Annotated in this window: 19 protein-coding genes; 13 read left to right on the forward strand and 6 right to left on the reverse strand. The window is 41.4% G+C overall.

Annotation, left to right across the window (positions count from 1 at the left end):
• Nucleotides 1-368: 368 nt before the first annotated feature.
• From FEK47_RS24410 to FEK47_RS24425, 4 genes are all read left to right on the forward strand, one after another.
• Complete coding sequence (locus FEK47_RS24410) at nucleotides 369-1,067, forward strand: hypothetical protein (RefSeq protein WP_138183421.1); 699 nt, start codon at nucleotides 369-371, stop codon at nucleotides 1,065-1,067.
• Nucleotides 1,068-1,127: 60 nt separating this feature from the next.
• Entirely contained in the window at nucleotides 1,128-2,402 is a 1,275-nt protein-coding gene (locus tag FEK47_RS24415; protein WP_135488327.1) for a hypothetical protein, read from the forward strand.
• 643 nt (nucleotides 2,403-3,045) lie between these two features.
• On the forward strand, nucleotides 3,046-3,261 hold the full coding sequence (gene cspG / locus FEK47_RS24420) for a cold shock protein CspG (RefSeq protein ID WP_130224581.1): 216 nt from the start codon (nucleotides 3,046-3,048) through the stop codon (nucleotides 3,259-3,261).
• Nucleotides 3,262-3,957: 696 nt separating this feature from the next.
• Nucleotides 3,958-5,067, forward strand: a complete 1,110-nt coding sequence (locus FEK47_RS24425; protein ID WP_138183422.1) for a hypothetical protein — start codon at nucleotides 3,958-3,960, stop codon at nucleotides 5,065-5,067.
• 175 nt (nucleotides 5,068-5,242) lie between these two features.
• On the opposite strand, the gene FEK47_RS24430 is transcribed toward FEK47_RS24425, so the two are convergent.
• Nucleotides 5,243-6,124, reverse strand: a complete 882-nt coding sequence (locus tag FEK47_RS24430) for a LysR family transcriptional regulator (protein WP_240730988.1) — start codon at nucleotides 6,122-6,124, stop codon at nucleotides 5,243-5,245.
• A gap of 237 nt (nucleotides 6,125-6,361) precedes the next feature.
• Here FEK47_RS24430 and FEK47_RS24435 point away from each other — a divergent pair, with 237 nt between their 5' ends.
• From FEK47_RS24435 to FEK47_RS24465, 7 genes are all read left to right on the forward strand, one after another.
• The gene (locus FEK47_RS24435; RefSeq protein WP_130224574.1) at nucleotides 6,362-6,961 is read left to right on the forward strand and encodes a cysteine hydrolase; all 600 of its coding nucleotides are present in this window, start codon (nucleotides 6,362-6,364) and stop codon (nucleotides 6,959-6,961) included.
• Complete coding sequence (gene hypE / locus FEK47_RS24440) at nucleotides 6,958-8,022, forward strand: hydrogenase expression/formation protein HypE (protein WP_240730989.1); 1,065 nt, start codon at nucleotides 6,958-6,960, stop codon at nucleotides 8,020-8,022. The genes FEK47_RS24435 and hypE overlap by 4 nt, the downstream gene beginning before the upstream one ends.
• Nucleotides 7,997-10,345: a carbamoyltransferase HypF gene (gene hypF, locus FEK47_RS24445; RefSeq protein ID WP_138183424.1), complete on the forward strand. Its 2,349-nt coding sequence runs from the start codon at nucleotides 7,997-7,999 to the stop codon at nucleotides 10,343-10,345. Before hypE ends, hypF begins: the two co-directional genes overlap by 26 nt.
• Before the next feature lie 28 nt (nucleotides 10,346-10,373).
• The gene (locus tag FEK47_RS24450; RefSeq protein WP_240730990.1) at nucleotides 10,374-11,072 is read left to right on the forward strand and encodes an HAD family phosphatase; all 699 of its coding nucleotides are present in this window, start codon (nucleotides 10,374-10,376) and stop codon (nucleotides 11,070-11,072) included.
• A gap of 42 nt (nucleotides 11,073-11,114) precedes the next feature.
• Nucleotides 11,115-12,263, forward strand: coding sequence for an MFS transporter (locus FEK47_RS24455; RefSeq protein WP_138183425.1), 1,149 nt, complete (start codon nucleotides 11,115-11,117; stop codon nucleotides 12,261-12,263).
• 452 nt (nucleotides 12,264-12,715) lie between these two features.
• A complete protein-coding gene (locus FEK47_RS24460) occupies nucleotides 12,716-15,433 on the forward strand; it encodes an autotransporter outer membrane beta-barrel domain-containing protein (protein ID WP_138183426.1) in 2,718 nt (905 codons plus the stop codon).
• Between the two features lie 81 nt (nucleotides 15,434-15,514).
• Nucleotides 15,515-16,648: a glycosyltransferase family 4 protein gene (locus tag FEK47_RS24465; protein WP_138183427.1), complete on the forward strand. Its 1,134-nt coding sequence runs from the start codon at nucleotides 15,515-15,517 to the stop codon at nucleotides 16,646-16,648.
• Nucleotides 16,649-16,958: 310 nt separating this feature from the next.
• Here the strand turns inward: FEK47_RS24465 and FEK47_RS24470 are convergent, their stop codons facing one another.
• Nucleotides 16,959-17,252: a type II toxin-antitoxin system YoeB family toxin gene (locus tag FEK47_RS24470; protein ID WP_138183428.1), complete on the reverse strand. Its 294-nt coding sequence runs from the start codon at nucleotides 17,250-17,252 to the stop codon at nucleotides 16,959-16,961.
• A gap of 348 nt (nucleotides 17,253-17,600) precedes the next feature.
• Between FEK47_RS24470 and megL the strand changes: the two genes are divergently transcribed.
• Together megL and FEK47_RS24480 are read left to right on the forward strand one after the other, a co-directional pair.
• On the forward strand, nucleotides 17,601-18,803 hold the full coding sequence (gene megL, locus FEK47_RS24475; RefSeq protein ID WP_135520965.1) for a methionine gamma-lyase: 1,203 nt from the start codon (nucleotides 17,601-17,603) through the stop codon (nucleotides 18,801-18,803).
• 61 nt (nucleotides 18,804-18,864) lie between these two features.
• Nucleotides 18,865-20,163 carry an aromatic amino acid transport family protein gene (locus tag FEK47_RS24480; RefSeq protein ID WP_138183429.1) on the forward strand — a complete coding sequence of 433 codons (1,299 nt, stop codon included), beginning with the start codon at nucleotides 18,865-18,867 and terminating at the stop codon, nucleotides 20,161-20,163.
• A gap of 34 nt (nucleotides 20,164-20,197) precedes the next feature.
• Here FEK47_RS24480 and FEK47_RS24485 read toward each other — a convergent pair whose 3' ends face one another.
• From FEK47_RS24485 to fliD, 4 genes are all read right to left on the reverse strand, one after another.
• On the reverse strand, nucleotides 20,198-21,412 hold the full coding sequence (locus tag FEK47_RS24485) for a sigma 54-interacting transcriptional regulator (protein WP_138183430.1): 1,215 nt from the start codon (nucleotides 21,410-21,412) through the stop codon (nucleotides 20,198-20,200).
• Between the two features lie 269 nt (nucleotides 21,413-21,681).
• Nucleotides 21,682-22,017 carry a flagellar protein FliT gene (locus FEK47_RS24490; protein ID WP_130224556.1) on the reverse strand — a complete coding sequence of 112 codons (336 nt, stop codon included), beginning with the start codon at nucleotides 22,015-22,017 and terminating at the stop codon, nucleotides 21,682-21,684.
• Complete coding sequence (fliS, locus tag FEK47_RS24495) at nucleotides 22,010-22,417, reverse strand: flagellar export chaperone FliS (RefSeq protein ID WP_130224554.1); 408 nt, start codon at nucleotides 22,415-22,417, stop codon at nucleotides 22,010-22,012. The genes FEK47_RS24490 and fliS overlap by 8 nt, the downstream gene beginning before the upstream one ends.
• 50 nt (nucleotides 22,418-22,467) lie before the next feature.
• Nucleotides 22,468-23,931: a flagellar filament capping protein FliD gene (gene fliD / locus FEK47_RS24500; RefSeq protein ID WP_138183431.1), complete on the reverse strand. Its 1,464-nt coding sequence runs from the start codon at nucleotides 23,929-23,931 to the stop codon at nucleotides 22,468-22,470.
• Nucleotides 23,932-24,174: the final 243 nt, after the last annotated feature.

A 24,174-nucleotide genomic window follows, 5' to 3' on the forward strand; every position in this document is an offset into this window, starting at 1 on the left:
GATGCGCTACGTAAAAAGTTAACCATAGTGTGCCACACAAGCACCATTCGGAAAATCTACTTTTTCAAAGGTACATTTTAATAAGTAGAAGCAATGATGGTTCCCCTGATCCGAAACAACCCCTCCCCATAGAAACTGCGACGAAACAGCCAAACCCAGATGCCATCCGGCAGGTGCATAAAGTCCGCTCACACAAGATGTTATAACGACAAAATTATTCGTAGTTTATATTTCACACCAAATTAATGCTCACTACTGATAATATTATAACAAATAAATGACAGCATTTATCTGTATAAAAATAATAATATCTTTATGCTGGTTATGTTTATTAACCCCATTTCAATTCAACAATTAAGGAGTTTTTTATGCCAAAAGTTACCGGTGTTCGGGTGAATTACTATGATTTCGATATGAAAAAAGATATGACCAATGGGTCTTTTCCGAAAACATTATTCCCTGGGGCAACATTTCAGATGATGGTTGATAATGATGTTGTCTATAATAATACGGTAGACTGGAGTGTTTCCTCCAATGCAGGAGATAACACTGTTGCTGTCAATCAGGATGGTGTAGTGTCATTTTCAAAAGATATTGATGAAAGTTGCATTGGTAAAACATTTGTTATTTTTGCTAAGGAAAAAGCCACAGGGAAATATATTTCAGCTTATGTGATTAAACCTCTTCGCTTCTTTAAGCCACATATCGAAACCTGGGATGGATTCAATAGCGCCTGGCGTTGGGTTGAAGATGAAAAAGGGACTTTCCCTGCCCGCCGCGATATCAACAATGTCCCTTACAATGAGATAGAAATTGAATCATATCATGATATAAAACGCGAAGTAAATTCCGGACTATTTCAGGAATGGGGTTTTTTACTATTTAGTGGGTGGACTAATCCTTTACATGGTGCAATTGGTGATCATGAATCAGCAATTTTCTCTGAAGAAAATGGTGAAATATATGTTTCAGAAGTACGCTCCCATAACTCAAGAGATCTCTGGGATGATACGATGACTCTGTATGCGCAGGCTGTGGCGTTTTACGGACAATCTATAGTTGCTTGATGTTTTTTATGCACTTAATAATCAATATTTCTACTGCGTCATAAAATAGATAGAGAATTCATGAAGATACAAGACTCATCATTTGGTGTTTTTTTTGTCAGAATATTGAAAAACAGAACATCACAAGGTATTAAGTATCATTTGACCTGGCAAAGTGCAGAGTTTGACAGTCAAACCTATGACAGAAATATTTATGATAAAATTGTGTGTTATCAGGTGTATGATGCAACAACTGATACATGTATTATAGATAATATAAAAAAAGATACACTAATCGTAGATATTACATCATACGTTATACCAGGAAGAAAGTTCATAGTGAAAACTGTCATTCAGCATAAGGAGGGGGAGTATGAAATATATCCACAAGACAGTCCTGCTCTGCCAGTTTTCGTTCCGGATATACAATATGTACCATCACATGATCTTACTCATCCTAAATATCCTCTGTGGATTAACGAAATGTCTGCTGCAGAGCGAGACAAGTTAGAAAATGCTGATTTTTTCAAACAATGGTTATCAACGACGACAACACTTTACCCTGACCTGAGGAAGTGTCGCGATTATCGCGGTGGACAACCAAACCCGCCACAAATTCCTTTATGGGATTTAAAGTGGAGAAATGATGACTTTTTTCTTTTTCATGGTAATGAAGAGGGACGCCCAATTGCAGAAATTAAGCAACAAGGACTTACTCCTCCAGAAATTGATGGTGATCCTTTCCTTCATCAGGCAGTACATTATTTCTGCACAGAAAGTACGACGTATTCATTTGCCTGCAGCACTCTTTTTGCAGCACAGGACAGTACCGTTGATGCTTTCGATAAAGGCCCCAGGAACAGGTATGTCTATATGATAAATGCCCCTGGCGGGGTGGATGTCGATAAATCAACAATGGCGCCAGAAAGTGAACTTGAAATAGCCTTTCTCGGTGGGGTAGATGCCCAATATATCATTGGCGCGTTCACTTTTAAAATAGACCCTGAGAGTGAAGTTGGTATGGAGTTGACTGATTTTACCTATATGAATCGTGAAGCTTTCCCTCAGCCTCCAGAAGGAAAGTGCCATATCATTCTTGCGATTCAGGACTATGCTAATACAAACCTTACTGTTTATAGCAATGGCATTAATATCAATGAGGATAAGCAGCCTTATCTCACTGTAGATATCAATAAAATGTGTACTTTTGTTGTTGAATCAGAAAATAAATACAATTTTTTCATTAATGGTGAAAAGGTGAGTAGTTCCGCTGCCAGGATCTATAATTTAAAACCTGCAGATCATCTTATTAATGGGGTGGTTGTTTTTGAGTACTCAGATCTCCCATTCTTTTGAGTAATAAACAGAGTTAAAATGCAGATAGGCTGCGCTGAAGGTGTTAAGCAGCCATCAATAAATAGCCGGATCATAATATATGCCCGGCTATAACTCTATTTTGGAGTGTCTTTTGTCCAGAAAGATATCATAGAGAGTCTATGCCAGAAACGCCGAAATTTCCGACCGGCGTAACGATATAGTCAATGTTACGCATAGCTGTGTATGGTGATAGTCCCAGGGCAAGTATGCTCTGGTCATTGGGCGGCTAAGCGTACAAAGCTGGAATTACCAGTCATCGTGTTCCCCTTACGCCCCTGTGATGATCGTTGATAAACGCGGTGAAAAGCCCCGTCACTGACAGAACGGATAACAGGTGGATCCACGTCTGCTGGCATTGTCATTGTTAATGCCGCACAACAAATAGAACACATGAATGGAAAATAAAAGTTGCATAATCATAATGAATATGCGTTAATAGCATCGTTGGTTTGCAAGACAGACCTTATGAAAGCAGTTTTAGTAAAGCAGTCTCAGTTCAGTGTTATCTTCTGATTACCCTTCTTCGTGAGTCTCCTCCTTTAGTGCCTTAGTAAGTCAAAATCTTCATACAGATCACATTCTTGCCGCGTTGTGTGGCTCACAAATTTAGAAGGTAATATTTATGTCTAACAAAATGACTGGTTTAGTAAAATGGTTTAACGCAGATAAAGGTTTTGGCTTTATCACCCCTGCCGATGGTAGCAAAGACGTGTTCGTACACTTTTCTGCGATCCAGAGCAACGATTTCCGCACCCTGGATGAAGGTCAGAAAGTTGAGTTCTCGATTGAGAATGGCGCTAAAGGCCCAGCCGCTGCGAATGTTGTCGCGTTGAGCTAATTATCCTGATAATCAGCATATCTGCGATAACGAAGACGGCATAAGCCCGAGTAGACAGAATTGCAGTATTAATCAGATGAAAAAAAATAACCCGCCTTAATGGCGGGTTATTTTTTTTCATATCTACGCCGCCTGAAGTATTTAACGGGTAAAATTATCTGTGGCGGAGCCTCTATATCAGAGGAAATACATAAATTTATCTGAGTAAATTACTTTACTCTATTGGCTAAAATGGTCAGTAAACATGCAGTTAGATAGATAATGTAATTATGAATGCAATTTAAAATCTCCAATAGTATCATAGATATATTCCTAATTTTTTATAATGTTTTGTTATTTTAAAATAACCAACATCAAACAGATATATAAGCCATAAATAACAACAACGCTTGTTTGATTCCTCTAATATCGATGGTGTTATTTTTCTTTGAAATAAAACATTTGTGAATATAGGCAATAAGAATTTATCTTTGAATGAAGTTACGGCTGCTTTAAGGTTATCAGTAATAATGGGGATATTGGTAACAGCAAAGTGATGTAGAGTTGTAATCGTATTCTGCTAAATAATGCCACAATATTGTTTTATGTTTAGGATTAATGAATTAACACTTTATTCCACTACCTGTACAAAACAGGTAGTTCATCAGCAACCTAATGATTTTTAGGCTGCGAATTACTACTTGAACAGAGGTTATTATGCAAAATAAAGACGCTACGTTTAGTTGGGATCCTAATAATCAGCAGACTTTTAGGTATTACGATGAAACCATTTTGAGTGGATCTGCGGAAACATTTAATAAAATACAAGGTTGCGGGCTTGATGTTTACGGTATAGCTCTAGATGGTACTCAACCTGGCCCTCTAATTCTTCTCCCGGATAGTACAAAATCTAACGAGATTAACTGGGCTGTACCATCTATGGTGGCTGGAAATTCCAGGTTCCAATTTTGGGAAAAGGCTGATTTTCGTATTTTAGGTAACCGAAACGATATAACGTTAACTGATGCCTCGGGACATCACGGTACTTATGCAATTACTTTCAATTTGATTGACGATAGTCGTGTTATGCTGGAAAATCTAGATTGTGTTTATCTCGCAATGTCAAGGCTGGAAACAATGACAAGCCCAGAATTTTCTGGGGTTCAGAATTCAAATTTTTCCATTGTAGCAAAATATATTGATTTATTTTATAACGCCATGCTATCCGGGGATAGTATGCTTGATGTACAAGCCAATGTAGTTTCAACAAGTGACCCTACTGGCGGATTGCTATTGAATAATAATTCATCACTCTTACTAAATGTTAGGTTAGCTCAAGATATTGAATCAAAATTAGAACTTCTCAGTAGTTTTTCCTTTTGTGATTCATCTCATGGATATATTTACGCAACGTCTATCTATAATTACTTGCCTGACAATTATTTTGGTGATTATGTTGCGATAGATGCTTTTGATAACTCGACAGTGGATATTCATACCACTCAATTTTCACAGGAGAATGGGACAGGTAAGATTATTCAATTATCAGGTAATGCAACGGTAACAATTAATCCATTGAATAATATTATTCCGATTAATCCTGTGGTAGAGTTACAGAAACCAACAGGAAAATGCTGGCCAGGAATGATTAACTTTAAATCTGGTTCAAAAGCAACTCTAACATTAGTTGGAGAAACTCTTCAAAATATTTTTGACGTAATGGCGTTAAATGATTTAAAAATTGTGTACGTAGATGGGAAACCTGTTGATATTCTTAATGACTTAAATATTTCATTTAAAAATGGGATTGTCATTAAGTTGAAATGATTTTTGTTTCAATCTAAATTTATGTTTATAAATTATCATTTTGTGGTTTAATTTATTGAATGTGACAGAGCTATAAAACAACTCTGTCACATTAATCATCCAAGTATGGAAATGTCAAAACATTTATTTCCCTGGATACCGGAAGATGGCTAACTTTCGCTATTCAAACTCAATGTTAAATTGAATAACATCCATTCAATTTTATATTATTCACTATTTGTAAAAAATTATCCCTGGCAACATCATCTATTTGCGGATTCCAGGTAATACCTATATTCCATTTGGTATAATTACCCTCTGGCCTAATAAGCGATACGCCCTTAGGTAAAAAATAGTTGGTTCCTGCGGGTAATAAAGCCACGCCATACCCCGTGGCAACCAACGCTAATAAAGTATGGATATCGTTTGCGGCAGAAGATGGTTTACCTGTGTAATTATTTTCTTGCAGAAATTTTTCTGTTTGTTCAACCAATCCCCGACCTCTGTCTGGGGTCATTTGCAACAGTTGATATTGGTTCAGTATTGATTGAATCTTTTGCGACTTAAGTGTAATTCCTGCTGGAATAGCCAAAACCAGACTTTCTGTAAACAGTGGGCTGAAGTTAAGTTTATCCGTTAACGGTTCTCGGGTAAATCCAGCCAGAAGCTTCCCTTCCAGTAACATACGGCATTGCACATCTGAAGGAACATCATCAAGTAATACCTCGACGTCAGGATATTGTTCCCGAAAGAGGCTTACACATCTGGGAGCTAACTGAAACGAAGATATCCCAAATCCAAGAGTCAGCTTACCTGAACTTCCTTTTTGCAAATTTTGTGCATATTCTGAAAACTCTTCATAATGTTTCAACAATTTCTGCGCCCGGGAAAGAAGCTGTTTTCCTGGTTCTGTCAGTTTTGCTCCCTGGCGGCCCCGTTGAAAAAGGGCAATTCCCGTTATTTTTTCCAAAGACTGTATTTTCTTTGTTAGTGCTGGCTGAGTGATGTACATGGCCTCAGCTGCATCATGATAGCTCCCTAACCTGGCAAGTGTTACAAAGGCGCGTAGCAGCTTCATATCCATTCCCGTTGCTTATCAATTTTTGAAAAAAAGGAATTATACATACTATACCTATATGGTTCATATTGTTATACAAGGTTTTTATCTGAGAATAAAAATATATTGTTTTTATATTTGATAAACATCCTTTTATTTTTAATCTTCTGGTATAGCCCTGTACAGATAGTTTCAGGGTGTTTCATTTATGTCTGAATGAATTATTAACCTTTAAAATTATTTAATAAGGATATAAAGATGCCAAATATTGCTGTTTTGACAAATGATTTACAATATGAATTTACATATAAAATAACAAATGACCCGCAAGAACTTGATAAAAAACTGAAAGCATTTAATAAATTTCTTGATGGTGTAAGAAACCAGGGGCAAGCCGTTATACATCTACAACTTATTCATGATCCTGATGACCCGGCTGTTCAGCGTCGATACCGAAATCGGGCGGCTGGAATACCAGCAATAGCGGGCACACCAGGCAATCAAATCATTAATACCGTTTACCATCCATCAGATTTTATTGTGGTCAAAGGCAGGGATAGTGGCTTCTTTGAAACTCAATTAGATCAAAAACTCCAGGAACTTGGGGTCAAAACAGTGATTGTCACCGGATTGCAAACTCACGTATGTGTCCAGACGACAGCAGCAGACGCCTTCTTCCGTGGTTATAACGTCTGGGTTCCTGATGACTGCGTTTTTGCCCCCTCATCAGATGATACCGACAGAGCGCTTCAATGGCTTGCTGGATATTGTGCGACCGTCGCACCATCCACTGAAATACTGTCGTTACTGGAGAAAACAGGTGATTTACCTGAACGTGGTGAAAGGACAACAGCATGAAAATGACTGAAGCAACGCCCGATAACGAACTTGGCGAGAACTTATTTGCGCCATTGAATGAAACAATAATATTGGATCATGGTACAGGTGCAAAATTAAGCAGAGAGCTGGTTGAGCGTATCTCAGAAACATTGGAAGAAACTTATCTGGGAGAGATGGAGGACAGCGCTTTATTGGATCTACCAACGAATAAAATTGCTTTCACTACCGACTCTTTCGTTGTAACTCCTCTTATCTTTGGCAACGGCGATATTGGTAAGATAGCCGTGTGTGGCACAGTTAATGATCTGGCGGTAAGTGGAGCCCGCCCGCTTTATCTCACGTTGAGTCTGATCATTGAAGACGGGATGCCTGTCTCAGTTTTATTAAAAATTATCGCATCCGTTCGTGAAACTGCGCGTTTAGCCGGTGTGAAAATTGTTGCCGGTGATACCAAAGTTGTTGGAAAAGGCGAAGCTGATCAGCTTTTTATCAATACTGCCGGAATAGGCGTGCTGGAGCGGCCTCCTGTTTCGATAACTCATGTCAGGCCGGGTCAGAAAATAATCCTGAGTGGCTATATCGGGAATCACTCTATTCATCTTTTATCGATTCGGGAAGGTTTAGGGTTTGAACGTAATATATTAAGTGACTGCGCACCACTGAATCATATGATTGAGAACATTTTGCTTAATACTCCTACAGGAAAAATAGCTTCCATGCGGGACGTTACTCGTGGTGGTCTTTCTGCAGTCTTGCACGAATACGCCAGAGCCACTTCATGCCCTATTGTTTTTAATAAAGATGCGTTGCCCGTCCAGCCTGAGGCAGCTATGGCTGCTGATATGTTAGGTGTGGATGTCATTAATCTGGCCAATGAGGGATGTCTTTGCCTGTTTGTTAAGCCAGATGTGGCAGAGCATGTTCTGGAATTACTCCGCGCTCATCCTTTTGGTAAAAATGCAGCGATTATTGGAGAAGTAAAATCAGGCTCGCAGCCGGAAGTCTGCATGGTCGAATCTGACGGAACGCATACTATTATTGAGGAACTTTACGGTGCAGAACTACCAAGACTCTGTTGATTCTGAAAAAAAAGACACTTGCCGGTTTCGAGTTTGCGGCATTGTCCAGGGAGTAGGATTCAGACCTTTTGTTCATCGATTAGCCAGAACGCATGGTGCAACCGGTTGGGTTCTTAATGATTCCGAAGGTGTTTTGCTGGAACTGCAGGCATCTTCACAAACCATAAATAACATAATTGATGAACTGATCTCTCAGCCACCGCCTCTGGCACGGATCACTGATATATATAAGGTCGAGCTGGAAAAACCAGCGCCATATTATTCAGGCTTTGATATCAGAAAAAGCAATAATTTATCCAATATGGATACAATTGTTCCCCCGGATTCAAATGTATGTAAAGACTGTCTGAGGGAAATGAACGATCCGTCAAATCATCGTTATCGTTATGCCTTTATCAATTGTACCAATTGTGGTCCGCGTTATTCTATTATCTGTGGAATGCCTTATGATCGTGCACAAACGACCATGCAATCTTTTATAATGTGTCCACAATGTAATAAGGAATATCATGATATTGAAGATCGCCGTTATCATGCGCAACCCAATGCGTGTCCTGTTTGCGGACCACAACTGCAGCTAACTGATAAAGACGGCGTATCAATATCAGCTAATGACATTATACGTTTTACCATCGACAGGCTAAAAGAAGGCGCTATTGTTGCCATTAAGAGTCTTGGCGGCTTTCATCTGGTCGTGGATGCATCCAATGTCGAGGCTGTGCGAGAGTTACGCCGGCGTAAACGACGTGATGCTAAACCGTTCGCTGTTATGGTTGCCGACAGTGAAAGCGCGGCCAGGTGGGCGGTTGTTACCCCTGACGATATCTCTTTACTTGAGAGCGGGCCTCGCCCTATCGTTCTTTTGCGCAAACGCTCTCAGACGTTGCCAGAAGTGGTGGCACCCAAAAACCCCAATTTGGGTGTAATGTTGCCCTCTACGCCTGTACAACATATGTTGCTTGCTGATCCTGAACTCCCTGTCGTTATAATGACCAGCGGAAATATTTCCGGACAGCCTATTGTCATTGATAATAATGATGCAATTGAACAATTAGGAAAAATTGCAGACTACTTTGTACTTAATAATCGCGATATTCGCACACGAGTAGATGACTCCGTTGTTCGCGTTATTAAGCGAAAAAACACCCCCGATGCACAAATATCATTTTTGCGTCGCTCACGAGGTTATGCTCCCTACCCTGTTCACCTTCCTTATTCAGTTGGAAATGTTGTGGCGTTTGGTGCCGAACTGAAAACCACAATAAGTATTGGGAAAGGTAAACAAGTATTTATCAGTCAACATATTGGGGATTTAAAAAATGATACAACATTTAAATCTCATCTCGACTGTATAAAACATCTGCAAGGATTACTGGCCATAGAAAAAGCCGATATTCTGGCCTGTGATTTACACCCGGCCTTTCGTTCAACCCGCAGTGCTCTCGAGAATGCTGAGATCAGAGTCATTCAGGTTCAACATCATCATGCGCATATGGCCGCATGTATGGCAGAAAATGGTCTTTCAGGTAAAACCATTGGCGTGATTTTCGATGGTACAGGGTATGGTTCTGACGGAACAATATGGGGCGGCGAATTTTTATTTGGTGACTTCGAAAGTGTGGAGCGTGTTGCTCATTTACGTCCAATGTTATTACCAGGGGGAGATAAAGCGGTTAAAGAACCTATTCGAATAGCAATATCATTGCTGGTCGAAACATATGGTGAAAATGATGAGAGTTATATCACCTTACCAGCAATTCTTGATTTATCTGAAAATCGCCGTGAAGTCTTTACCAGGATGGTAGCAAGGAAAATTAACACAACGATGACTACCAGTATGGGGCGTCTTTTCGATGGCGTTTCAGCGCTTATTGGTATTTGTTCAGAGATTGAGTATGAAGCACAGGCTGCCATTGAAATGGAAGCGCTGCTAAAAAAAGATTTTCATATGGTTGAACCATTTACCTATATAATCGATGAAATTCACAATGGTGATATAAGTGTTGATTATCGTCCGTTAGTGAAAGAATTAGTACAGTCTATACTGGTCAATAATATCAACCAGGAAGATCTTAGCCGACGTTTTCACTCAACCATTGTGCATATTATAGCAACAGTGTGCTCTCTCCTTTCTGAACGTTATGGAACTGACCAGATTGTATTGAGCGGAGGCGTTTTTTGTAATGAATTCTTGCTGGTTAACACTCTTGATGAACTTGAATCAAGAGGTTTCAAGCCATATTGCCATAAGCTGGTACCTGGTAATGATGGATGCATATCGCTGGGACAGGTCGTCGTAGCAGCGAACGGTATGAATATATAGATATTTATTATCATCGAAGGAGAATAGAGTGAATAAAAACGGAGAAAAATTTTCAGCTGTTTTATTTGATATGGACGGAGTGCTGATTGATTCCCGGACTGTTATTGAAAATGGATGGCGTGAAGCGGCTCTGATGTATGAACGTCATCTCACCGACGAAGATATACAGAAGCATATTCACGGACATCCTGGCCCCTATACCATCCGGACATTATTTGGCGATCTCCCGGAATCCGACCAGCAAAAAGTTCAGGCACATATTATTCATGTAGAGAATACGACGGACTGTGAACTTATACCAGGCGTTGCCAGCCTCATTGCTTCTTTGGGAGAGGCAGGTATTTCTGTTGGTATTGTCACCAGCGGGTGGCGGCGAAAAATTAACAGAGTCATAGAGTTACTTCATGCAGAGCCTTACATTTCCGTTATTGTAGAACGTGATGATGTTACCCGTGGCAAACCTCACCCTGATCCCTATCTTCTTGCTACACAACGTCTTGGTATTCCAGCAAGTCAGGCAGTTGTCTTCGAGGATGCTAAAAGCGGCGTTGCATCGGCAGTCGCAGCGGGTTGTTATTGCGTTGGAGTAGGCGATGAAGATCTCATGCCATTAGGTGCAAAAGTCATTATTCCTGATTTTCAAAATGTACAATTAATCAGAAACAGTGAAGATAGCTATATGCTTAAATTATGCACTGGCCACTCTATTTTATTAAATAGTAATTAATTATGATAGTAATAAACGGCTAACACAGCAGGAGTAATGTTCATGGAACGGCTACAAAAATCCCGATGGGCCGTTACTGTACTGTTCTTTGTCAACGGATTTATACAAGGAGGATGGGCTGTGCAGATAGCACAGCTTGCCCCTCGTTTTGGCGCCGATGATATAACCATTGGTCGACTTATTTTGACATTCGGTTTGGGGGCTTTATTTATGATGCCTCTGTCCGGTATGTTAATCTCAAGGTTTGGCTCACAAAAAGTTGTTCGATTATTTTCCGTGTTAGCATCTGTTTCGTTAATACCCGTAGGCATTGTAAAAAATATTTCTTCATTAGTATTCTTTTTATTTCTCTTAGGTGCGATGATTGGTTCGATGAATGTAGCCATGAATGCAAATGCCGTAATCGTTGAAAGAAAATTAGCTAACGCAATACTGTCAATGTGCCATTGTTCATGGAGCGTTGGTTTATTTGCATCGGGTTTTATAGGTGGTTATGCAGTTAAAAACCATGGATACCTTGGTCATATTTTTATAATTTCTGGGATCGCTTTTTTTCTGGTTTTGACAGCACTTCATTTTATCACCAATGATCATCCACAAGAGAATCAGAAAAATAAGTCATCATCGAGTTTACCCCGCAAGGCTAAAATCTATATTATAGGAATAATGGCTCTTCTGGGAATGATACCAGAGTGTGCAGTTGTCGACTGGTCATCACGTTATCTAATTAAAAACCTTAATGCTAATATCGAAATAGCCAGCCTTGCTTTTGCTTTTTTTGCATGCACCATGTCAATGGTTCGATTCGTTGGTGATGTTATACGTGATCGTTATGGGCCGGTGAAAACTCTTCGTGTATCCAGTATTCTGGCAGCAGCCGGTATGCTAACAGCAGCCCTGTCACCGTCGCCGTGGCAGGCAATTCTGGCTTTTTCTCTGGCTGGCGGTGGTATTGCCAATATTGTTCCTGTCATCTTTTCATCCGCAGGCCATCAGCCCGGAATTGCTGTAGGTACTGGAATAAGTATTGTTACAAGCATCGGTTATTTAGGTACATTAATGGCGCCAGCACCAATAGGCTTTTTTGCACAACAATTCGGTTTTTCAATGATATATACAGCAATGGCTTTTATACTTGTTATGAATGCTGTGCTTGCACCATTATTACGTAATAATAATAACAAATATTAAAAACTTTCGTTGACGATAAAGAGTTAGACCTCTCGAGGCCTTTCTGGCCATTGTTCAGGATACAGATCTTCTTCTTTAACTTTTTGAATAATCAAAAGAGACGAGTGATTTGTCCGCATTAATCATGGAAATTTCCTGGTGTTGTTTATAAAAATCCTTATTTTATATCGCTAACAATTTTATTAATCGCTCATTCCGTTTGTTAAATCATTTTCACTTTAACTAGTTGAAATTTGTATAATAACTATCGTTTTCTGATCCCGAATGTGTATTTATTTGAGTATGAAAATGTTGATTTTTATCACTGAATGATATTTTAACCAAAAGTTCAATATTTCTTATTTACAAAATTAATGGGACGTATAGACTCTTAACCTAAACCAAATGCGTTGCGCGTGGTATTGCTCTCGTCGGTTTTATTAAATGGATAAATTTCATCAGGATGAGCTATTATGGATAATAGATACAATTGTTGTTATTCAGAAGAGAGCGTTGAAAAATCTAAAATAGCGCTACAGAATGTACACTATCACGCCGGTCAAAATCCCTTTAACAAAACCCTGGTTGCAGGTGCTATCTTTCTGGCGTTTAATACCGCTCATGCCGCAGATTCTTGTGATTATGTCAGTACCAGACCTGAAACGAGCTGTGTCTATGCTGATAACAAAATAAATATCCATATTCATACTGACATAAATAATCCTACTGGTACCCCAGCCTATCAATACGAAACTGATTATATGACTACGGATAAATCAGTTATCCATTTAGATGCTGGCACAACAATTCATTCGGACGCTACGGGTATAGAGGCATTAGGTCGTAGCAACACCGAAATTGAAGTGAGTACCTCTGGCAATATTTATACCGGAAACACCGCTGATGTTGATGTACAGGAACCTCAGGCCCCCATCTCCGGGCCTTCCGGCGGTATAATCTTTGATATAACCAACGTTCGTGGAACCCAACATGCCAGCGTTTATCTGGCGGGGGCATCCGGCGGTCTATTAGCGTTGGGGGCCGTGACGCAATATTCCGATAGTCAAATTGTTAACCAGAGTGCCAGTAAAGATACCGCCGCAATATATTCTCAGGCGCTGGAATCTCGGGTGACAACCTCAGGCGTTATTCGCTCTCAAGTTGGAGATGCGATTCGTTTACAGGATACCGGCCCTGAATATTCCTATAGTAGCGGCGGCTACATTATTCTCGATCCTCAGAGTGTGTTTGATGTTCACTTACAGGAAGGTAGTGTAGTTGATGGCGGCTCTGAAGGTGCGGGGATTAAAACCATCGGCGGAGCAACTTCCAGTATCACGATTGATGAAGGTGCAACGCTGGGGGCATTGTCTGATGTCGCGATTAGCGCAACTGGCTATGATTATTATGATCTCAACTACACTAATAATCCGTCGGGTATTAATACCTACCAATACACTGGCGCGGCTACCAGCATCACCAATGCCGGAACGATGACTGGTGTTATTCAATTAACCAGCGGTCAGGATAAGATCGTGAATGACACAACGGGCGTCTGGAATATTCGTCAGTGGTCAGATTCCGATCGGGATGGTGTCCGGGATACGGTTGCTTCTGTGGCAACCAGTGATTTTGGTGGCGGAACGACAGAGTTGAATAACCTCGGTCAAATTATACTGACCGCTAATGCCGATGGCAGCGCAAACAGCGCGCTGTTGCAGAATTTGCCCACCTTCAAAAACCAGGGCCGTTTAATTCTCGCTAATAACGTCGTAGGTGATCGTTTTACTATCGACGGTGATTATGTGGGTAATAATGGCACTGTTGAGCTGGATACTTACCTTGGGGATGATAGTTCTCCTACAGACAGAGTCATCATTAATGGTTCAACCTCCGGACAAAGTTATCTGCTGATTAATAATTCTGGCGGAACAGGGGCTAAAACCAGTGAAGGGATCAAAGTTATTGACGTTAACGGTGATTCCGCCGGTGAGTTTATTCAGCAAGGTCGTGTCGTTGGCGGTGCATATGAATACTATTTGCATAAAAATAGCGTGAATAACCAAGATGGTGACTGGTATCTGCGTTCACAGCTTCCGATTATCACGCCTGAAGATCCGGTTATACCGAACCCGGAACCTGATCCTGACCCCGAGCCTACGCCAACTCCAACTCCAACTCCAGAACCGAAGCCTGAACCTGAAAATATCAATCGCCCCGAACCGGGGAGCTATATGTTTAACCATATGGCCGCCAATAGCCTGTTCCTGATGCGCCTTCACGATCGTATGGGGGAAACCCAATATACTGATGCCCTGACCGGTGAGCAAAAGGTGACTAGTTTGTGGCTGCGCCAGGTTGGCGGTCATAACCGTTCTCGTGATAGCAGTGGTCAGTTAAAAAATCAGGGGAATCGTTACGTCTCTCAACTAGGTGGCGATATTGCACAATGGAGTAGCAATGGTTTCGACCGTTGGCATTTGGGCGTAATGGCCGGATTCGCCAGGCAAAACAGCAATACGGAATCAAAATATTCAGGATATAAATCCACAGGTTCTGTGGAGGGGTACAGTGCGGGATTGTATGGCACATGGTATGCCAATGAGCATGATAAAATAGGCAGTTATGTTGATGCCTGGGCTTTATATAACTGGTTTGATAATGAAGTAAAAGGTGACCAGTTGGCGACGGAAAGCTATAAATCCCGTGGTGTTACGGCATCAATTGAAGCTGGCTATACATTCAAACTGGGGGAACGAATCACTGACGGTGTGAAATATTATTTGCAACCTAAGGGACAACTGACCTGGATGAACGTTCGCGCCAATGACCACACTGAACATTCAAGTAGTGGTGGTTCACGAGTTTCCTTTGATGGTGATGGCAATATTCAAAGTCGTCTTGGTATTCGTACTTATGCCAACGGTCATAGTGCTATTGATAACGGTAAAGACCGTAAATTCCAGCCATTTATCGAAGCCAACTGGATCCACAATACTCATAATTTTGGTGCAACCATGAATGGCTATAAGAATAGTATTGATGGAACCAAAAATATTGGCGAAGTAAAAGTGGGACTTGAAGGCCAGTTATCTCGTCGGCTGGATCTTTGGGGTAACGTCACGCAGCAAATGGGTGACAGTGGCTATAGCGATACTCTGGTTATATTAGGAATTAAATATCGTTTCTAGTGGAGAGCCATTGTAAAATGGAAGCCTGCCGGTTTTTATTGACTGGCAGGCTATCCGTTGCATTTGATAATAGGATTTGGTATGCAACCACGAGTTTTAATTGTTACAACTGAAGCCCCGGACGTGCTGTTTAGCGGTCTTGGTTTTTTTAATGAACACTTTTGGGCGGAATTAAAACGGCGTAATTATCCTTTTAAAGTGTTGTATCTGAATAATCAAAAGACAGCACATTCTCAGTTGGCTGATTATGAGATTGCGGTAGAGCCAGCCCTACCCTTTGACTCATCGCTGGAGTCACTCAGTCTTAATGTGGCCTGGAGTACATCGCAAAAAATTCAGCCAATCCTGAATGAGTTCAAACCAGACATTATCTCGGTACATGAAAATTCACCGCTATTACCGTTCTATTTTGAGCTAAACCGGGTTCAGTTTACCCTGCACTCAAGCTATATCGGTATGCAACACTATCTGACCCGGACACAAAAAGGAATGCAGCATTATTGGGAACAGAGGATCGCCGTCCGGCAAAGTGGCGCGGTCGTTCTTCATAGCGGCTGGGCGCATCGTTCTGTTATTCAGCATGTTTCGGCAGATATCGTTCCTCCCCATATTTTTCCTATCGGTGTGAATTTCGCAGATTATCCGGCGGATAAAATTGCCCACCCGGAAGGAAAAGTAGTAATTAGCTTTTTTGGTCGCTTTACCGATATTGTGAAGAATTTCCTGATATTTCGTGATGCCATCAATACACTACCACCAACCTATCGGCAGCGCATAGAAGCCCGGGTTTATGGGCCTGAAAAAATCCCCGATTATATGGAAAAAGAAGGGTTTAAAGGCTTAACCTTTGTGCAAGGGGAAGAGAAAAAACGGGCACTGGCGGAAACTGATATCGTGGTATTCCCAAGTATGCAGGAAAGCTACGGTATTGTTGGTCTGGAAGCTTTGTTGTCGAACTGCGCATTAATCGCCACGCCAGGATTAGGTATGGATAGTTATATGCAGCCGGAATATGCTTGCGAACCAACTATCGCCGCGATCCAAAAGCGAATTATTACTTACCTTTCGGATGTCGAGCAATTACGTAAAGACCAGAAGGCACAAATATTCCGTAATAGTGTTAATCGACCGGAGTTTACGTTAGGCAAGATGACTGAGTCATATATTGGCGTTTGGCAGGAATTGCATAAGACGTTACAGAAAGAACGACAGTGAGTTATTCTTATTCAAAATTCCCACAAACGCTATTGTTCTTACAGCATAAATACTTGACAAAAAAATTGATTGTGGGTCCGAGGCAGTCAATGACAAACTGCCACAGTTAATTATCTTATACTGTACCAAGTAAGAAAACTCATTTACCTGGTACTCAACGATACTCCTAAAATGAGTATGTCGTTCCAGAACGGGCTGTTGATGATGATCCGTTTTATTATTGAGTTCGGTGACCGCCTGAGCGATCACCTTAACATGACGGCAGTTATACAGAATTGTTGACAGGCTCTGGCATAACACCTGTTTATACTTACTGACGAACGTAATGGCCGCCTACGGAAAGAACTGTAATATTATTACCTCGCTTGACGAATATAACCCTATGCTCTTGAGTTATCCGAAATGAATAAGTATCAGTAACGCCGTGAAGTTTTTCACAATTTGCATCCGAAACAGATTTCGCCGCTGTTTTTGGATCGTGCCCATAGTCCCTGACAAGACGACGCCATTCATAATATTTTCTCATAGCGGCTTGCGGTACTTCGATATGTTTGTTTTGGCGATATCTGGTTCTTTGTTCACTATCATCAAAATTGTAATACATAAACTCTCATCTCCTTGAAAGCGGCCATGGTGAGCAGCGCTGCTCATTACAACATTTAGCCTAACTAACTCTTCGTCGGTTAGAGCAACAATTGTTTTGATTTAACGATAAGGTATTACATAGCGACATTTTAGCATCTGGAGTTTAAAGAGTGCGGCGATTTCGAAAAATAATTGTATGTTGTAACTATTATTTTCGTTAATAGTGGCAACTTTATTGCCAGACTGGAAATATTCCGAACATAACGACGATGTAACAAACGTTAATAACTTGAATACACACGATTATTTATCTGGCATAGCAATTGCTAAGTCATTAGCGAGTCGTTTATAAAATTAAGGAAAGAGTATGTCTAATAACCGCAATTATCGATTCGATACCAAAATTGTTCACGCAGGACAACACCCGGACCCTTCTACAGGATCACTCAGCACGCCAATTTTCCAGACATCAACATTTGTCTTTGATAATGCCGAACAAGGCGCTGCACGTTTTGCACTTGAAGAACCAGGTTATATTTATACTCGCCTGGGTAACCCCACCACAGATGCCCTTGAGCAAAAAATGGCCGTCCTTGAAGACGGTGAAGCCGCGCTGGCGACCGCTTCTGGAATTTCAGCGATTACGACAGCCCTGCTTACTCTGTGTCAGCAAGGCGATCATATTGTCTCTGCCAATGCAATTTATGGTTGCACGCACGCTTTTCTTTCCCACAGCATGCCGAAATTTGGCATTACCACAAGCTTTGTAGACGCAACCAATATTGCTGAACTAAAAGCAGCAATACGGCCAGAAACGAAGGTTGTTTATATCGAAACCCCAGCCAATCCAACACTGACACTGGTCGATATCGAAATGGTCGCGGGTATCGCGCATCAGCACGGCGCGCTGTTAATTGTCGATAACACCTTTATGTCGCCTTACGGTCAACAACCATTACGTCTGGGAGCAGATATTGTTGTACATAGCGTCACTAAATACATTAACGGTCACGGCGATGTAATTGGCGGTGTTATTGTTGGTAAAAAAGATTTTATCGATCAGGCGCGTTACGTTGGACTTAAGGATATTACAGGCGGATGTATGAGCCCGTTTAATGCCTGGCTGACCTTGCGTGGCGTTAAAACTCTCGGCGTCAGGATGGAACGTCACTCCAGCAACGCCATGAAAATTGCGCAGTTCCTTGAAAGCCATCCGGCAATTACCCATGTCTATTATCCTGGATTACTGGCTCACCCTCAGTACGATTTATATAAGCGACAAATGACTTTACCCGGCGGCGTCATCAGTTTCGAAATAGCCGGAGGATTTGAATCTGGCAGACGGATGATTAACGCGGTCAATTTATGTTTGCTGGCGGTAAGCCTTGGGGATACCGAAACGCTGATCCAACATCCGGCATCGATGACCCACTCTCCTGTGCCGCCAGAAGAACGATTAAAAGCAGGAATTACGGATGGAATGATTCGGCTTTCTGTAGGTCTGGAAGATCCTGACGATATTATTGATGACCTTCAGCAGGCAATCGCCACAGCCATCGCCGGAAATTAATTTAAAATATCAATGCCTGCCCTCTGCTTTATTGGCAGAGGGATTAGGATGGAGGCTCATTATGCAAATCAGCACGCAACAAGCGGATAATTATGTAAATATTTCTCACACACTCACCAATAAACTCCCCTTTACACGCTATGACTTTGGTTGGGTCTTATTATGCATTGGCATGGCAATTGGCGCAGGTACTGTTTTAATGCCGGTGCAGATCGGGTTAAAAGGGATATGGGTTTTCATTACAGCATTTATTATTGCTTACCCTGCAACTTATATTGTGCAGGATATGTATCTTAAAACACTTTCTAAAAGTGAAACCTGCAACGATTATACTGATATTATAAGCCACTACCTGGGGAAAAACTGGGGCATTTTTTTAGGGGTTATCTACTTTTTGATGATTGTTCATGGAATATTCATCTACTCTCTTTCCGTCATTTTTGACAGCGCTTCGTACATCAGACACTTTGGTTTAACCGATAGCGACTTGTCACAATCCATTATCTATAAAATCATTGTTTTTTCTGTTTTAGTTGCCATTGCCTCTCGTGGAGAAAAAATATTATTTAAAATTTCCGGGCCAATGGTAATCATCAAAGTAGGGATTATTGTTATCCTGGGTTTTATCATGATTCCACACTGGAATTTTAATAATATCACTGCATTTCCGCCAATGAGTGATTTTTTCCGCGACGTTCTGTTGACCATCCCGTTTTGTTTTTTTTCAGCCGTCTTTATTCAGGTGTTGAATCCGATGAATATCGCGTATCGAAAAAGAGAAAAAGACAGGGTGATGGCCACCAGAATGGCCATCCGCACGCATCGAATCAGTTACATTGCACTGATAACCATCATATTATTCTTTTCATTCTCATTCACTTTTTCCATCAGCCATGAAGAAGCGGTTTCCGCATTTGAACAGAATATTTCCGCCCTGGCGCTGGCAACGCAAGTGATACCTGGAGAAATTATTCATCTTGCGTCGACAATATTAAATATCTTTGCAGTCCTGACTGCTTTTTTCGGTATTTATCTTGGTTTTCATGAAGCATTGAAAGGCATTGTGCTCAATATTCTAAGTCGGGTAATTAATGTTGAGAAAGTCAGCCCGCAAATGCTCACAGCAGGAATTGGTGTTTTTATTGTTGCCACACTGGTTGTCTGGGTTTCGTTTCGTGTATCCGTCCTGGTGTTTTTCCAGATTGGTAGTCCATTGTACGGTATCGTCTCTTGTTTGATCCCAGTTTTCTTAATTTACAGTGTCAAGGCGCTAGAAAACCTGCGCGGAATCAGAACCTGGCTTATTTTTATCTACGGTATTCTACTCTGCCTCTCACCGCTGCTGAAACTCATCGAGTAGTATTTCGGACGCCCTCATTTTTTAGATGGGGGCGTTAATAAACCACATCTTGTTGGTAGCTGCGTATTTTATTCAAAACGGTAGTGTGCGAAACGCCCAGTACTTTAGCGATGCTGCGTGCAGAATTATTATCATCTAACATCTTTTCGATAATTTTACGTTCAGTTAAACGAACTTGCTCTTTTAAAGGCCCCATATTCTCACTGTGGCTTTGTAGGTTCTCACGGCATGTAGAATTCATCCATTTCAGCTCTTCCATTGTCACTATTCCACTGTCCGACATATGCATCAAACGGATTATAATATTCTCCAGTTCTCTGATGTTACCCGGCCATGTGTAATGCTGCAAAAATTCCAGACTATGTTTATCAAAAACCAATGCTCGCCTGAACTTGCAAGCATGCTTTTGCAGAAAATAATCAATTAATAACGTAATATCTTGCGGATGCTGGCGAAGCGGCGGGATCGTTAACGAAAGAATATTTATTCGATAGTAGAGGTCGGCACGTAACTGACGATTCAACATCATCTCTTCCAGGTTTGCATTAGTGGCTACGATAACCCGGGTATCGAAAGAGACAATCTGAGAACTGCCTATACGCCGGATACCGCTATCCTGCAAAACGCGCAGTAGTTTTGCCTGCATACTTAGTGGCATTTCGCCAAATTCATCAAGAAACAGCGTGCCTTTATCCGCCATTTCAAACAATCCTTTCTTCCCTTTACCATCGGCCCCGGTGAACGCGCCTTTCTCGTAACCAAAGAACTCACTTTCCATCAGTTCTTCAGGAATAGTCGAACAGTTTACCGGAATAAAAGCGTGTAAACGCCGTGACCCACAATTATGAATAGCGCGCGCCAGCAACTCTTTCCCTGTTCCCGTTTCACCGCGAATCAATACGGTAAAACGACTTTCGGAAAACTTTATCGCTTTTTCTATAAGCGATTGCATTTGCTGGCTCTCGCCAATCATATCAGTAAAATATTCACTTTGTTTTGCTGATACCGGAGATGTAATTTCGCTGTCGGTGTTAAAATGCTCTACATTAATAATGTCATGGTGATTATTTAATCGGTTTACCAGACTATTTATATTACCCGTATGACGACACATTGATTTAATCAGAATACGTCCGGCGGTCACCTTCATTGAAATAATATTAATATTATATAATGAAAATTCTTTTAAAACGTCTTCTATCATTGAAATTCGGTCAATGGTTTTGATATTCCAGCGTATCGTAAACACATAAACTCCATTGCATTTATTGAAAACATCGAGGCATTTTACTGCAAGGAGAATGATGTTCTGCCAAAGGCATCACAGAGTTGAGGAAAATCTCAATGAAGAACGACGTTTAAGGAAAGGGTTGCGTAAAATCCAGAGACTGAAAAAAAGAATATAGTGTAACCTGTTGAGAATAAAAAATATTGTTAATGCCCATGACTCCGATGGACATTAACTAATGTTAACACTGTTCATTTGCCGCCCTGGAAATGCAGTATAATCAATGGGAATTAACGTCTTGCCGCATCAAAAGCCGTATACATTTGACTCACTTTTGAACCCTGATGCAAAGACGACATGTTTTGCTTGAGCGTTTCGAGTCTGATATTGACTTTACGGATTAACTCTTCAGTACCGTTCATAAGTTCGCGTACCAGGCTTCTGATACGTTCGCGTTCGATTTCAGACAGCGTTACCCCACTGGTGCCAGTCATTAAGTCTTCCGCTTTCGCCAGAAAGATATCCAGAAGCGCTAAAAAGGCATCCCATTTTTCTTCACGCACCATCGTTAACATCGACTGGTTCATGTCGAACAAATTATCATAATGTGAAATCAAATTAGTCACGTCTCCCCCGGGTTTGCTGTGGGTCAATTTCTTCCCAGGTTTCTGCAAGCCGCATTAATAGTTGATCGACATGCTTCAGCAATTCAGGATCGTTCGTCCGGTTAGCCTGAAACAATGTACGTGACATATACTCATAAAGTTGTTCGAGTTCGTCTGCAATATGCAGACCTTTTTCATGATCGAGCGAGGTCCGTAAGCCATTATCAATAATATTAATCGCTTTAGAGATCATCTCCCCGCGACGCGCAATATTACCCTGCGCAAAATAGATAATCGCTTTCTGAATTGCGCTATGAATACCATCAAACAGCATAGAAATAAGCTGATGTGGGGTTGCTCCTGCCAGTTTGCTCTGTAGCGAAACTTGTTTGTAGGCTTCTGCGCCCTGTGAAGTGTACATATGTGACTCCTGCGGGCTGACGGAGTCACGCTCCGTCAGCCTTTACTCTATTAAAGCGTTGATAAAAGGGAGGTTAATTGCGAGTTCATGCTGTTCATTTTTGACATCGCGGTATCCAGATTCTGGAACTGGATGCGATAACGCTCAACCTGAGCATCGATCAGCTTCTGGGTCTTATCAATTTGCTGCTGAACCACTTTGTTTTGTGAATCAAGACCGTCAGTGGTGGTCTTGATCAGCCCGGTTTTATCATCGCTACCAGTACCAATATAGCTACTGATGATATTCCCCAGCGTCGTTGCCATGCCTTCATTACTGCCATGACCCACAAACATATTGGCGATCTGGTCTGGATCGTCAGCAATCGCTTTATCCAGCTTGTCTTCATCCAGCGTCATCTGTCCGGTTGCGGCATCAATTTTGATACCCAGATCAGCTAATGCGCCATAGTCTGCGCCAGAATCACCATAAACACCGTTTACCGTAGAACGAATTTGACTGACCATTCCACGCAGCGTGGAGTCGCCCATCAGTGCCCCGCTCTTGGTGCTGGGTGTGGCGACAGCATCATCACTCAGGCCGGAAGTATCATTCTTGACATATTTACTGGCGGCAGTTGTTGCTGACAGCAGCGCATTGTATTGCTTAACAAAATCTTTAAGGTTGGTTTTAATGGCAGACGTATCAGCCGTTAATGTCAACTGCTCGGATTGTAATTTGGTTGGATCATTTTTATCGGCTTCAGAAACGGCATTCAGTTTCAGCGTCACACCGTCAATGATGTCAGTAATGTTGTTATTGGAACGGGTAAAGTCAGTACCATCAACAGACAATTTGGCGTCTTGAGCAGCCGACACCACAATCATCTTATCACCAGCATTTGGATCGCCACCCGCCGAGGTATCCATGATGTCAGCAAGATTCTGGTCGCCATCGACCTTAACGCTCATTTCACCGTCGCTGCCGGTGGTTTTTGAACTCAGAACCAGTTGATAACCGTTGTCTGTACGCTGAACGCTGGCACTGACATCGCCATTTTGCTTGTTGATAGCCTTGGCGATGCTGTTTAACGACGTTTCATCGTCTTTAAGCTCAACTTCGGTAGTTTTTCCGTCTTTTTGCGTGATGGTGATCTTTCTCGTTCCACCACTAGTCGTCGTCCCCAGAGCAGTGTCACCACTGGTTTGGGTTGCCGTTTTCAGTTTATGGGCAGATGCCAGTTGTTTCACGGTAATTTCATGAGTATCCGCCAGCGCGCCAGTACCTGCCGTTGCGGTAAAAGCTTTGTTGGTACTCACTTTCAGGGTATTAAACGCATCACCGCCTAATGACTTCACCGATTTTTGCAGCGTAGACAACAGCCCTGAGAGCGTTCCCCAGGCTGAAATCTTCGCTTTATAGCTGTTCTGAAGACTGGTGTAGGGTGTCAGGCGCTGCTGTTCGCTGGCTTTAAGTTGGTCCAGCATTGATGCGGTATCGATCCCGGAACCGATTCCCAGTGATGATATACCCATGTTGTTTCTCCTGAGGGGTTGTGATTTTTAAGAATCTCTACCCTATATCGGCATAAAAACAGACTGGATAAATATTTAACCTTTTTTCAACAAAGTAATAAATGAAATGATTAACCTTCTTTATTTTGTCCTCTTACATTTCCGCCAAATTTTTACTTTTTTTATCTCATTCGCTTTAGCCACTTTATTTCCACGCCGATATCCGTGGTATGCGGGAGTTACAACGCATATTCAGTTTAAATT

This window comes from Escherichia sp. E3659, from assembly GCF_005781135.1.
GTDB lineage: Bacteria > Pseudomonadota > Gammaproteobacteria > Enterobacterales > Enterobacteriaceae > Escherichia.

What these genes read in the sequence shown, in the direction of transcription:
- FEK47_RS24460 (WP_138183426.1), top strand. Translation starts at nt 12,716, where the DNA reads ATGGATAATAGATACAATTGTTGTTATTCAGAAGAGAGCGTTGAAAAA.
- FEK47_RS24430 (WP_240730988.1), bottom strand. Translation starts at nt 6,124, where the DNA reads ATGAAGCTGCTACGCGCCTTTGTAACACTTGCCAGGTTAGGGAGCTAT.
- fliS (WP_130224554.1), bottom strand. Translation starts at nt 22,417, where the DNA reads ATGTACACTTCACAGGGCGCAGAAGCCTACAAACAAGTTTCGCTACAG.
- FEK47_RS24465 (WP_138183427.1), top strand. Translation starts at nt 15,515, where the DNA reads ATGCAACCACGAGTTTTAATTGTTACAACTGAAGCCCCGGACGTGCTG.
- fliD (WP_138183431.1), bottom strand. Translation starts at nt 23,931, where the DNA reads ATGGGTATATCATCACTGGGAATCGGTTCCGGGATCGATACCGCATCA.
- hypE (WP_240730989.1), top strand. Translation starts at nt 6,958, where the DNA reads ATGAAAATGACTGAAGCAACGCCCGATAACGAACTTGGCGAGAACTTA.
- FEK47_RS24470 (WP_138183428.1), bottom strand. Translation starts at nt 17,252, where the DNA reads ATGTATTACAATTTTGATGATAGTGAACAAAGAACCAGATATCGCCAA.
- FEK47_RS24455 (WP_138183425.1), top strand. Translation starts at nt 11,115, where the DNA reads ATGGAACGGCTACAAAAATCCCGATGGGCCGTTACTGTACTGTTCTTT.
- FEK47_RS24415 (WP_135488327.1), top strand. Translation starts at nt 1,128, where the DNA reads ATGAAGATACAAGACTCATCATTTGGTGTTTTTTTTGTCAGAATATTG.
- FEK47_RS24410 (WP_138183421.1), top strand. Translation starts at nt 369, where the DNA reads ATGCCAAAAGTTACCGGTGTTCGGGTGAATTACTATGATTTCGATATG.
- FEK47_RS24480 (WP_138183429.1), top strand. Translation starts at nt 18,865, where the DNA reads ATGCAAATCAGCACGCAACAAGCGGATAATTATGTAAATATTTCTCAC.
- megL (WP_135520965.1), top strand. Translation starts at nt 17,601, where the DNA reads ATGTCTAATAACCGCAATTATCGATTCGATACCAAAATTGTTCACGCA.
- cspG (WP_130224581.1), top strand. Translation starts at nt 3,046, where the DNA reads ATGTCTAACAAAATGACTGGTTTAGTAAAATGGTTTAACGCAGATAAA.
- FEK47_RS24425 (WP_138183422.1), top strand. Translation starts at nt 3,958, where the DNA reads ATGCAAAATAAAGACGCTACGTTTAGTTGGGATCCTAATAATCAGCAG.
- FEK47_RS24435 (WP_130224574.1), top strand. Translation starts at nt 6,362, where the DNA reads ATGCCAAATATTGCTGTTTTGACAAATGATTTACAATATGAATTTACA.